Raw genomic sequence first — 11,998 nt, forward strand, 5'->3', positions numbered from 1 at the left:
TCGCGCCGCCGGTGCCATCCCCATCGGGGTGCGGGTGCGCTATGGTCGTGGCGGATTTCCGCGCAGGCCTTGCCATGCAGATCGCCGTTTTCAGTGCCCGTCCCTACGACCGCCGCTTTCTCGAGGAAGCCAACCAGCGCGAGGGGGCAGGGCAGGATTTCCAGTTCGTGTACTTCGACGCGGCGCTGGACGTGCACACCGCCGCGCTGGCACAGGACTGCGCCGCCGTCTGCGTGTTCGTCAACGACAGGCTCGATGCACCGGTGCTGCAGGCCCTGCATGCGCTGGGCGTACGCGCGGTGCTGCTGCGCTGTGCCGGCTTCAACAATGTGGACCTGGCCAGCGCGAATGCGCTCGGCCTGTTCGTCGCCCGCGTGCCGGCCTACTCGCCGGAAGCGGTGGCCGAGCACGCTCTGGCGCTGGTGATGACCCTCAACCGGCACACCCATCGCGCCTACAACCGCGTGCGTGAGGGCAACTTCATGCTGGATGGCCTGCTCGGCCGCACCCTGCATGGCAAGACCGTGGGCATCGTCGGTACCGGCAAGATCGGGTTGGCCACCGCGCGCATCTTCCGCGGCATGGGCTGCACCGTGCTGGGACACGATCCGTATCCCTCGCCGGCGTTCGCCGGGATCGGCGCGATGGTTGAACTGGACGAGCTGCTCTCGCGCTCGGACATCGTCTCGCTGCATTGCCCGTTGACCCCGGATACCCAGCACCTGATCGACGACGCCTCGCTGGCGCGGATGAAGCCCGGCGCGATGCTGGTCAACACCTCGCGTGGCGGCCTGGTCGATACCCATGCGGTGATCCGCGCGCTGAAGTCGCGCCGGCTGGGCCACCTGGCCATCGACGTCTACGAGCAGGAAAGCGCGCTGTTCTTCCAGGACCTGTCGGGCGAGATCATCGACGATGAGGCGTTCCAGCGCCTGATGACCTTCCCCAACGTGCTGGTGACCGGCCACCAAGGCTTCTTCACCGTGGAGGCGTTGCAGGAGATCTCGGCGATCACGCTGGGCAACCTGGCCGATTTCGCGGCGGGGCGGGAGTGCGGCAACCGGGTGGCGGCGGGTTGAGAGCCCGGGCGGGTGGGCGTTTGACGGCAATCGTCACGACCGGATTGACCGCAGGGGCAGGGCGACCGTAAAATTGCCTGCTTCGCCGGAATAGCTCAGTTGGTAGAGCGGCGCATTCGTAATGCGTAGGTCGTAGGTTCGATTCCTATTTCCGGCACCAGTTTCAGCAAAAGCCCCGGCCTTGGTCGGGGCTTTTTGTTTGGGCGGCACGGTTCTCCGTCGGCCCTCGCCCCTGGGCCCTTCAGCTCTGCCTATAATCGGCCGCGCAGATCACCTGCACCGGTTCACCCGCACGGAGGCTTCCCATCATGTCCATTGCTGCAATCCCCGATGTTTCGCTGGTCGACAACAGTGAGCAGCGCACGCCGCTGATCCTGGTGCTGGACTGTTCCGGCAGCATGAGCGGTGGCCCCATCGAGCAGTTGAACGCGGGTCTGAAGCTGCTGGAGCAGGAGCTGAAAGCCGATGTGATCGCGGCCAAGCGTGTGCGCGTGCTGCTGGTCGAGTACGGCGGCATGGACAACGCGGCCATCAGCGGTGACTGGTGCGATGCGATGGATTTCACCGCGCCCACGTTGTCGGCCAACGGCACCACACCGACCGGTGCGGCCGTGGAAGTGGCGCTGCAGGAGATTGAAGACGAGAAGGCGCGCTTCCGCCAGGCAGGCGTTGCCTACACCCGGCCGTGGCTGTTCCTGATGTCCGATGGCCAGCCCACGGACGCCTGGGAAGCGGTGGCCGAGCAGTGCCGCGAGGCCGAGCAGCAGAACAAGGTCGCGGTGTTCCCGATCGCTGTCGGTAATGCTGACATGAGCGTGCTGGGTCAGTTCAGCCGCAATGGCGAGCGCGGCGTGAAGCGCCTGCAGGGCCTGCAGTTCAAGGAACTGTTCCTGTGGCTGAGCGCGAGCATGCGGGTGGTTTCCAACTCGACGCCCGGTGGCCAGGTGCAATTGCCGGCCACCGACAGCTGGTCACAAGTGCCGGTCTGACCATGGCCTGGCGCGTGATGGCCGCATCGGCCACGGGACGGTCCCATCTGGACCGCGGGCAGCCCTGCCAGGACGCCTATGCGTCGGTGCAGGTGGGGCAGACATTGGTCGCGGTGGTCTGCGATGGTGCAGGCTCCGCATCGCACAGCGATGTGGGCGCCCGGCACGTATCCAGCAGCGTGGCGGCGTCGGTTACCGGGTCCGCGCAGCTCGGCGCCGATCCACTGGCACTGCCGGTGGACGCGCTGCGCAGCATCATCGAAACCGCTGTCGACGATGCGCGCGGGCAGCTGGCGATGCTTGCGCTGAGCCAGGGCCTGAAGCTCTCCGACCATGCCTGCACGCTGGTAGGGGCGGTCGCTACGCGCGATGGCGGCTGGTTCTTCCATGTGGGCGATGGCGTGGCCGCCTGTGCGTTCAGCAATGAATCGCCCGATGCGGTATCGCTGCCTGCCAATGGCGAGTACGCCAACGAAACCTGGTTCGTGACCGGTGGCAACTGGCGCGAGCAGCTGCGGTTGACCCGCTTCGAAGGGACCATCGATGCGCTGGTGCTGATGTCCGACGGCGTGCAGCCGTTTGCGATGTCGCGCGCGGGCGACAGCCTGTTCCAACCGTTCATCGCACCGGTGATCCGTTATCTGGCCGGCGTGGACGAGACCCACGGCAGCCAGGCGTTGCACGCGACGCTGGCCGACCCGCGCACCGATCAGATCACCGGCGACGACAAGACGTTGCTGGTCGCCCTGCCGGCCTGAGCACATGCCCGGGCGCAGCGGCGAAAAGGTCTACGACGCGCAGCGCAGGCCGCTCACCCTGGAGCGGCTGCTCAAGAGTGGCGGTGCGGGCAGCGTGTTCACCCTCAAGGAGCGGCCGCGCGAAGTGGCCAAGCTCTACCATTCGGACAAGGATGCGCGCGTCTACGAGCGCAAGCTGCAGGCGATGCTGGAGCTGCAGCCGGACCTGCCGCCGATGGAAGGGCAGGGGGCCGACCAGGTACAGATTGCCTGGCCGATGACCCTGCTGCGGGATCGCAGTGGGCGTTTCATCGGCTTCACCATGCCGATCCTGGATCTGTCGGCCACCAGCGATCTGGAACATGTGCTGCAGGAGCGCCAGGCACGCTCCGAGGGCCTGCCCACCGGATTGGGCGCGAAGATGACCCTGGCCGCCAACCTGGCGGTGATGCTGGCCGCGCTGCACCGGCGGCAGCACTATGTGGTCGACCTCAAGCCGCTGAACGTGCGGTTCTATCGCAGCACCTTGTTCATCGCGATGCTCGATTGCGATGGTTTCAGCATCCAGGGCAAGGGCGAGCGCTTTCCGGCCGGGCAGGTCACCACCGACTACCTGGCGTCCGAGTTCCAGCAGCCGGGGGTGAAGCCGGGCCAGGAGGAGGCGCAGGATCGATTCGCGCTGGCGGTGATGGTGTTCCAGCTGCTCAATTCCGGCCTGCATCCGTATGCGGGCCGGCCGCAGGGGGCGACGGTGCCCAGTGACCTGCCGGCACGCATCGCCGCCAACCTGTACCCCTACGCGCGTGGCAAGCCGCACCCGCGGATGCTGCCCTCGCCGGTCAGCGGCCATGAGATGTTTCCGCCGGCGCTGCGCGACATGTTTGATCGTGCGTTCTCGGCGCAGGCACGCCGACGGCCTTCGGCGCAGGAATGGGCCACGCTGCTGCTGGACTACGCACGGCGCAACGCCGGTCAGCTGGTGGCGTGCGGCAAGGATGCGGCCCACCAGCATTTTGTCGGCATGCCCTGTGCCGCCTGCGCCCGCGCGGAACTGCTGGCCGGCAGCGCACGCGCGGCGCAGACCCGCACGCGGCAGAAACCGAACAAGGCCCGCAAGCAGCGTGCACGCACCGCCGCGCGCGTCGCCCAGGCGCAGCCGGTCACCGCGCAGGCGTCGGCGGCCAGCGGCGTTCCCGGCGTGATGTCGCGGGTGACGATGGCGGTGATCGGCACGCTGCTGCTGGGCTGGGTGATGGGCTGGGGCATGCCGGCCTACCGCCGCTACAGCGCGCTGGTAGACCCGGGCATCTGGGATGGCGTGGGGCTGGCCGTGCAGATGGCCATGCTGGCGATCGCGATCCTGCTGTTCATCCTGTTCGTGCCGATGCTGATCATGAGCAAGCGCCCATGAAGCTGCTGGGTGTACTGGCCGTGCTGTTGCTGGCACTGATCGGGATGGCGCCGTTCTGGGGCGACCTCGGCGTGCTGGTCTACAGCTCGATCGGCTGGCTCGGACGAGTGCTGTCGAGCGGCGTGTTGAGCGATGGCAGGGCGGCGCTGCGTGCTGCGCTGCTGATCGGCGGAGCGGTGTCGGTGCTGTCATTCCTGCGCGTAGCGGTGCAGGACCGGGCCGTGGACTATCTGATCGCGTCGGTGATGTTCGGCTTCCTCTCTTTCGTCGTCTTCATCGTCACCGGCATTTCCGGGGATGGCGCTACGGGCGCAGGAAGCGGTCAACAGGGGCCGAGCTCGGTACTGGTCGGCGAGGATCGCACTACGGTTCCGCGTTGGTACTCGCGCGGTCATTTCGAGCGGGAAATGCTCAACAAGGTGCACGAAACCGCGCGCACTGCTGCCCGTGGCGATCTGCCGCGTACGCAGGCGCTGATGCAGGAGCTGGATCTGTGGGCGCGCAATGGCCCCGTGCTGCGCGAAGACCGCACCGAGTACGAGCGCCTGCGCGCGGCGTACAACGAGACCATCGAGACCCTTGCCGCCCGGTCCGGCCGCCGCACGCAAAGGACGGCGGGGCTGGCCAGCGATGCGGGCGCGATGGTGGACCGGCTGACGGCGGAGGAAGCGCGCGAGCTGGAGCTGAAGCAGGTCGAGCTGCTGCAGCAGATGTGGAAGCTCTCGCCATCGAGCACCTCGGTTGCGATGCGCCTGCTGGCGACGGATCTGCAGGAGCTGGCGATCCGCTCACGGTGGTCGCCGCGCAAGCCGTTCGACCGTGAGGGCGACGCGGCACTGGAAGAGCGCCTGTGGCGCATCCACGGCACGCAGGAGGTGTTGTTCGCCTATGCACCGCTGGAGGAGCGTCTGTGGAATGCCTACGCTTCGACGATGGTCGACACGGACGAAGAGCTGGCGCTGGGCGCGCTGGTGATTGCCGGACTGATCGACCGCAGTGACAAGAACGCTTCGTCCGATCCCGCCCGGTTCGACGTGAACACGCTGCTGCTTGGCAGCGACGTGTTCATGCTCTCGACGCTGCTGGCCAGTGCGTCCGAAGACCGCATGGAGATCCTGACGGCGCGCGCGACACTGCTGCTGGGCGATGACGATCGGCAGGCGAAGGCAGGCATAGGCAATGCGCCGGACGCCGCCGACACCGCCGCAGACCCCGCTGGCCCGGCGGTGTCGGAGCCTTCGCCGCCGGCGGTCCCGAAAGCGGACACCGCCAGGCAGGCGCAACGCGCGATGCCACCAGCGGGGATGCTGGTCGATCGCAAGGGCCTGGCGTTGCGTACGTCACCCTCTCTGCCGCCGTCGTCGCCACCAGCAGAGTATGGGCAGGTGCTGGTCGACCTGCCCGCCGCCGGCTTCAAGGACCTGCGCCATGGCATCCCGCTGCGCGCACCTGTGGAGGCCGACACCATGGTGACCCTGCAGGTGGATGTCTGGCAGACCGGCGTGGTTACGGCGGTGCTGGTGGAAGGCAGCAGTGGCAGCGCCCAGCTGGATGAGGCCGCGCGCCGGGGCGCACGCACCTGGCTCAGCGCGTCGAAGGTGCCCACAGGCGGCGAGCGCAGGCAGGTGACGGTCGTGTTCAAAGCGCCTGTCGCCGCCACGCCGCCGGCGGTGACCGTGGACGCACCAGCGCCGTCGGCCATGGACCCGCCGCCGCCGCAGCTGGACCCCGAGCAGGCGCTGGGCGCGCAGTTGGCGGCGATGACGCGCCGTCATCCCCCGCGTTATCCGCGTGGTGACGGGGAGACGGTGCTGGAAGGCAGCGTCGAGCTGCTGATCACCATGTCAGCCGAGGGGCGCGTGCTCGATGTGACCGTGGACCGCAGCAGCGGACATCCTGCGCTGGATCGCGCCGCCCGTGAGGCTGCACTGCAATGGCACGTCACCCCCCGGCGGCCGGTGACCACGGTCAAGCAGATAACCCTGCGTCTCCCGGTGCAGTTCCAGGGCGGCTGACGGATCAGCCCGGGACGCGGCCGTCACCGCGCCCGTACCGGTTGCCGCAGCACCGTTTTCAGGCGAGCAGGCTCTACCTTGCGTGGGTCGCCCAGGTAAATCTCATGATGCGGCCCGGCGAAGGTCAGCCCCTGTGCCGGCATGATCCGTTCATGCAGTTCGGCCAGTGTCGGGCCCTCGTCATCGTAGGCGCCTACATGCAGCGTCTGCAGGCACAGGCCTTCCTCGTAAAGCGCCAGGCGCAGGCTCTGCGGCGCGGTACCGCGCTTGTCCGATGCCTTGGCCACCGCTTCGTTGAAACGCGGAACGCCGACGTCCAGCGGCGTGCGGATCATCATCGTCCAGCGCCACGCGTGCTTGCGCCGTGCCACGAAGCTTGACGGGTCGTCGGCCCACCACAGTCCCTCCAGCGGCGGCACCACGTAATCCCGTCCTTCGGCCTTCATCGCGAACTTCAGTGCGTAGCTGACCGAGTACAGCCACTCCACCGCATCGCGATAGGCCGGCGCCTGGTTCGGATCACCCTGGCCATCGACCATCACGAAGGACATCGGCGGCACCTCGATCCGCACGAACGAGCCGACCGGTGGCCGGTACAGCGCCTTGTCCTGCGTCTTGAAGTCGATCTTCGCCGGCGTGGTGGCGGACCGGGTCATTGCGCGGCTCCGTTGGCAGGCCCCTTCAGCTCCACCGTGTTGCCGTCCGGATCCTTGAAGTACAACGACAATCCGTCGCCCTCGGCACCGAAGTTGACTTCGGCCGGCCCCGGTACCGGTACGCCGTGGGCGGCCAGGTGGGCGACCAGCGCCGCTTCGTCGAAGGGGTGCACGCGCAGGCACAGGTGGTCGACATTGCGCCCTTCGCTACCCGGTCCGCTGCCGCCGTGGCGACCGAGCGTGCCGTCCAGGCTGATCAGGTCGATCATCGATGCGCCCGCGCGCAGGTGCACCAGGCCCAGGTGCTCGCGCCGCCGCACCACCGCGCAGCCCAGCACCTGGCCATAGAAGGCTTCGCTGCGGGCCAGATCGCGCACCCTCAGCACCAGGTGGTCGATGCGTTCAACGCTGAAGGGTCTGTCCATGCCGGGTTCCTCGAAGAAAGGGCAGTCACAACTTGCTGAACCTGTTCAGTCGACTTTGCCGAACGAGGGGCCTCGTCGTCCTCGTGGCCGATGCTACGCTGCCGTCCCCGCGCGTTCTGCCTGCCGCAATGGCGCGGTGCGACAACGTGTCGCATCCAGATCCGGGCCTTTCCTGCGCCTGATCATTGTCAATGCCTTTCTTAAATGGTGGGTGACGGCCTAAAATTGAAAGGCTGACTCGACCCCACCTCACCTGCCTGTCTTCTGGACGGGTGGGCCCGGCTTTGGCCGGTGCGGGCAGGACGGGGAACGGCATTCCCTCGCAATTGGATCGACCGATGATTCCGTTGAAAACCCTTGGGCGCTGGTTGCGCCCGGGCCTGCTGCTCGCATTGCTGGTGATGCTCACCGGCTGCGATGCCGTGGCCATCCTCAGTCCGAAGGGCCAGATCGGCCAGGATGAAAAGACACTGCTGATCACGGCCACCGTGCTCATGCTGCTGGTCGTCATCCCGGTCATCATCATGACCCTGACCTTCGCGTGGAAGTATCGCGCCTCCAACACCAAGGCCCGCTACGAGCCGAAGTGGTCCCACTCGACGGCGATCGAGGTGGTGGTGTGGTCGATCCCCTGCATGATCGTGCTGGTCCTGGCGGTGCTGACCTGGCGGTCCTCGCACGCGCTGGATCCGTACAAGCCCCTGGAATCGGACGTCAAGCCGGTCACCATCCAGGCGATCTCGCTGGACTGGAAGTGGCTGTTCATCTATCCGGAAGAGAAGGTCGCGGTCGTCAACGAGATCAAGTTCCCGGTCAACACCCCGCTGAACTTCGAGATCACCTCCGATACGGTGATGAATGCGTTCTTCATCCCGCACCTGGGCAGCATGATCTATTCAATGGCGGCGATGGAGACCAAGCTCCACCTGATCGCCAACGAGACCGGTGAATTCCCGGGCATGTCCTCGCACTACAGCGGTGCAGGCTTCGCCAAGATGCATTTCACTGCCTACTCGGTCACCGATGCGCAGTACCGCCAGTGGCTGGACCAGGTCCGTGCCGGCGAGCAGAGCCTGGACAAGGCCTCGTTCAAGGCGCTGGGTGAAGCGAAGAATTCCGAGTGGTACCCGGTCACCTACTTCGGCAAGGTTGAAGACAACCTGTTCGACTGGGTCATCGCCAAGCACATGGGCGACAACAAGCACTACGGCATGAAGCATTCCCATGCGGGTGCGGCTGCTGCCGATGCGTCCAGCCATGAAGCGCACGAGGGGCACGCCCCGAGCGACGCGCATGATGCCAAGGAATCCGGGAAGAACCTGGATGCCACCGAAGAACACGAACACGCTGGCCATGAAGGCCACATGGGTTCGGGAGAATGAACATGTTGGGAAAACTCTCTCTTGAGTCGATCCCCCACGATCCAATCGTGCTGACCACCCTGGTCGGTGCGGTGCTGGGTGGCCTGGGCGTGATGGCCCTGATCACCAAGTTCAAGCTGTGGGGCTATCTGTGGAAGGAGTGGTTCACCTCGGTGGATCACAAGAAGATCGGCGTGATGTACATCATCGTCGCCTTCGTCATGCTGCTGCGCGGTTTTTCCGACGCGATCATGATGCGTACCCAGCAGGCCATCGCCGTCGGCGGGTCCGAGGGTTACCTGCCGCCGCACCACTACGACCAGATCTTCACCGCCCACGGCGTGATCATGATCTTCTTCGTGGCGATGCCGCTGATCACCGGCCTGATGAACCTGGCCGTGCCGCTGCAGATCGGTGCGCGCGACGTCGCGTTCCCGTTCGTCAACTCGCTCAGCTTCTGGCTGTTCGTGTCCGGTGCGGTGCTGATCATGCTGTCGCTGTGGATCGGTGAATTCGCCGCCACCGGCTGGCTGGCGTTCCCGCCGTTGTCGGGCATCGAGTACAGCAACAATGTAGGTATGGACTACTACATATGGGGACTACAGGTGGCGGGTCTGGGTACCACGTTGAGTGGTATCAACTTCTTCATCACCATCCTCAAGATGCGCACCCCGAGCATGAAGCTCATGCAGATGCCGGTCTTCACCTGGACCGCTCTGGTGACCAACGTGCTGATCGTCGCCGCCTTCCCGGTGCTGACCATCACCCTGGTGCTGCTGACCCTGGACCGTTACCTGGGTACGCACTTCTTCACCAATGACGGTGGCGGCAACGCCATGCTGTACATCAACCTGATCTGGATCTGGGGCCACCCGGAAGTCTATATCCTGGTGCTGCCGGCCTTCGGCGTGTTCTCCGAGGTCATCGCGACCTTCTCGCGCAAGGCCCTGTTCGGCTACAAGGGCATGGTCTACGCCACCGCCTGCATCGGCGTGCTGTCGTTCATCGTGTGGCTGCACCACTTCTTCACCATGGGCTCGGGTGCCAACGTCAATGCCTTCTTCGGCATCACGACGATGATCATCTCCATCCCCACCGGCGTGAAGATCTTCAACTGGCTGTTCACCATGTTCCGCGGTCGCGTGCAGTTCACCACGCCCGTGCTGTGGACCATCGGCTTCATGGTCACCTTCACCATCGGCGGCATGACCGGCGTGATGCTGGCAATCCCGGCCATCGACTTCGTGCTGCACAACAGCCTGTTCCTGATCGCCCACTTCCACAACGTCATCATCGGCGGCGTGGTGTTCGGCATGTTCGCCGGCATCACCTACTGGTGGCCGAAGATGTTCGGCTTCCGCCTCAACGAGTTCTGGGGCAAGTGCGCGTTCTGGTGCTGGTTCATCGGCTTCTATGTGACCTTCATGCCGATGTACGTGCTGGGCTTCATGGGCATGACCCGTCGTCTGCAGAGCACCGTCAACCCGGCCTACGAGCCGTTCCTGCTGGTGGCCGCTGTGGGCGCCTTCATCGTGGGTGCCGGCATCCTGTGCCAGATCATCCAGGTGGCCGTGTCGATCCGCGACCGCAAGAAGACCGCCGACCTGACCGGCGACCCGTGGGATGCCCGTACGCTGGAGTGGGAAACCTCTTCGCCGCCGGCCTTCTACAACTTCGGCACCCTGCCGGAAGTCACCGAGCTGGACGATTTCTGGGAGCGCAAGCAGCGTGGTGAAGCCTGGCCGAAGCCGGCCAAGTACACCGACATCCACATGCCGCGCAACACCGGCACCGGCGTTGTCATCGGCGCCTTCAGCCTGGTGTTCGGCTTTGCGATGATCTGGCACATCTGGTGGCTGGCCATCATCGGCTTCGTCGGCATGATCGCCACGTTCATCTACCGCACCTTCGACCAGGACGTGGACTACTGGGTCCCGGCTGCCGAGGTGGAACGCATCGAGAACGAACACCGCAAGCACCTGGAAGCCCAGGGCCTGGTGAAGTCGGAGCTGAAGGCATGAGCACCAATACCTCGACCCTGAGCCACGGGCACGCCGCACGCGCGGCGGCCCATGGCCATGACGACCACGAGCACCACGACACCGGCGGCAACACCGTCTTCGGTTTCTGGGTGTACCTGATGAGCGACTGCCTCATCTTCGCCTCGCTGTTTGCCACCTACGTGGTGCTGGCCGGCGGCACTGATGGCGGCCCCGGCGCGAAGGACCTGTTCGAGCTGCCGTTCGTGGCGTGGGAAACCGCGCTGCTGCTGACCTCGTCGCTGACCTTCGGCCTGGGCATGATCTCCATGCACCGCAAGCAGGTCGGCCAGATGTTCCTGTGGCTGGGCATCACCTGGCTGCTGGGCTTCGGCTTCATGTGCATGGAAGTCTATGAATTCCAGCACCTGATCCATCAGGGCTACGGTCCGGACCGCAGTGCGTTCCTGTCGGCGTTCTTCGCCCTGGTCGGTACCCACGGCCTGCACGTCAGCGCCGGCCTGCTGTGGCTGCTGGTGATGTTCGTGCAGCTGAAGAAGTACGGCCTGACCCCGACCAACAAGACCCGCATGGCGTGCCTGAGCCTGTTCTGGCACTTCCTGGACCTGATCTGGATCGGCGTGTTCTCCGTCGTCTACCTCAATGGAGCGCTGTAATGGCACATGACAACCATGCACACGACCACGCCGCCGGCGGCGAAAGCCACGGCACCGTGAAGTCGTACCTGATCGGCTTCGTGCTGGCGGTGGTGCTGACCGTCATCCCGTTCTACATGGTGATGTCGGGTGATTTCTCGCGCACCGTCAACGGTGTGGTGATCGCCATCACCGCGGTGCTGCAGATGCTGGTCCACCTGGTGTTCTTCCTGCACCTGGACCGCTCGTCGGAGAGCCGCTGGAACGTCAACGCTGCGGCCTTCACCGTGGTGGTGATCGGCATCATCGTGGTCGGTACCCTGTGGGTCATGCACAACATGAACGTGCACATGATGCACTGACGTCTTCGCGACGTTGCCACGCAGAAAGGCCGCCCCCGGGCGGCCTTTCTGTTTGTTGCGCGGTTGCGGTTGCCGTTCAATGCACCCGGAGGATGCAGTAGATCCACGCCATGCGTGGATGCGGTTGCCGTTCAATGCACCCGGAGGATGCAGTAGATCCACGCCATGCGTGAATGCAGTTGCCGTTCAATGCACCCGGGGTATGCAGTAGATCCACGCCATGCGTGGATGCGGTTGCCGTTCAATGCACCCGGGGTATGCAGTAGATCCACGCCATGCGTGGATGCGGTTGCCGTTCAATGCACCCGGAGGATGCAGTAGATCCACG

The 11,998-nt window shown here is 65.3% G+C and carries 11 protein-coding genes and 1 tRNA gene; 10 read left to right on the forward strand and 2 right to left on the reverse strand.

The genetic code is table 11. The features are described 5' to 3' along the window. The first annotated feature begins 74 nt into the window (after positions 1-74). The 6 genes from M2299_RS05265 (at position 75) to M2299_RS05290 (ending at position 6,231) form a co-directional block, all read left to right on the forward strand. The gene (locus tag M2299_RS05265; protein WP_088100543.1) at positions 75-1,079 is read left to right on the forward strand and encodes a 2-hydroxyacid dehydrogenase; all 1,005 of its coding nucleotides are present in this window, start codon (positions 75-77) and stop codon (positions 1,077-1,079) included. Positions 1,080-1,163: 84 nt separating this feature from the next. Further along, positions 1,164-1,239: transfer RNA gene (locus tag M2299_RS05270), tRNA-Thr, on the forward strand. Between the two features lie 148 nt (positions 1,240-1,387). After that, positions 1,388-2,068, forward strand: a complete 681-nt coding sequence (locus tag M2299_RS05275) for a VWA domain-containing protein (protein WP_051584968.1) — start codon at positions 1,388-1,390, stop codon at positions 2,066-2,068. Positions 2,069-2,070: 2 nt separating this feature from the next. Beyond that, on the forward strand, positions 2,071-2,826 hold the full coding sequence (locus tag M2299_RS05280; protein ID WP_157804335.1) for a PP2C family serine/threonine-protein phosphatase: 756 nt from the start codon (positions 2,071-2,073) through the stop codon (positions 2,824-2,826). 4 nt (positions 2,827-2,830) lie between these two features. Next, positions 2,831-4,216 carry a hypothetical protein gene (locus M2299_RS05285; RefSeq protein ID WP_280884001.1) on the forward strand — a complete coding sequence of 462 codons (1,386 nt, stop codon included), beginning with the start codon at positions 2,831-2,833 and terminating at the stop codon, positions 4,214-4,216. Next, entirely contained in the window at positions 4,213-6,231 is a 2,019-nt protein-coding gene (locus M2299_RS05290; RefSeq protein WP_280884002.1) for an energy transducer TonB, read from the forward strand. The genes M2299_RS05285 and M2299_RS05290 overlap by 4 nt, the downstream gene beginning before the upstream one ends. A 23-nt stretch (positions 6,232-6,254) precedes the next feature. On the opposite strand, the gene M2299_RS05295 is transcribed toward M2299_RS05290, so the two are convergent. Continuing rightward, a complete protein-coding gene (locus M2299_RS05295) occupies positions 6,255-6,887 on the reverse strand; it encodes a GyrI-like domain-containing protein (RefSeq protein ID WP_099842135.1) in 633 nt (210 codons plus the stop codon). Beyond that, positions 6,884-7,312, reverse strand: coding sequence for a VOC family protein (locus tag M2299_RS05300; RefSeq protein WP_032975989.1), 429 nt, complete (start codon positions 7,310-7,312; stop codon positions 6,884-6,886). The genes M2299_RS05295 and M2299_RS05300 overlap by 4 nt, the downstream gene beginning before the upstream one ends. 338 nt (positions 7,313-7,650) lie before the next feature. On the opposite strand from M2299_RS05300, the gene cyoA reads away from it, so the two are divergent. The 4 genes from cyoA to cyoD are packed head-to-tail and all read left to right on the forward strand — an operon-like array spanning position 7,651 to position 11,670. Then, on the forward strand, positions 7,651-8,694 hold the full coding sequence (gene cyoA, locus M2299_RS05305) for a ubiquinol oxidase subunit II (protein WP_025873834.1): 1,044 nt from the start codon (positions 7,651-7,653) through the stop codon (positions 8,692-8,694). A 2-nt stretch (positions 8,695-8,696) separates the two neighbouring features. Next, entirely contained in the window at positions 8,697-10,694 is a 1,998-nt protein-coding gene (gene cyoB, locus M2299_RS05310) for a cytochrome o ubiquinol oxidase subunit I (RefSeq protein ID WP_025873833.1), read from the forward strand. After that, complete coding sequence (gene cyoC / locus M2299_RS05315) at positions 10,691-11,329, forward strand: cytochrome o ubiquinol oxidase subunit III (RefSeq protein ID WP_280884003.1); 639 nt, start codon at positions 10,691-10,693, stop codon at positions 11,327-11,329. The genes cyoB and cyoC overlap by 4 nt, the downstream gene beginning before the upstream one ends. Then, the gene (gene cyoD / locus M2299_RS05320) at positions 11,329-11,670 is read left to right on the forward strand and encodes a cytochrome o ubiquinol oxidase subunit IV (RefSeq protein ID WP_025873831.1); all 342 of its coding nucleotides are present in this window, start codon (positions 11,329-11,331) and stop codon (positions 11,668-11,670) included. Before cyoC ends, cyoD begins: the two co-directional genes overlap by 1 nt. Positions 11,671-11,998: the final 328 nt, after the last annotated feature.

The organism is Stenotrophomonas sp. 1278 (genome assembly GCF_029892765.1).
Lineage (GTDB): Bacteria > Pseudomonadota > Gammaproteobacteria > Xanthomonadales > Xanthomonadaceae > Stenotrophomonas > Stenotrophomonas indicatrix.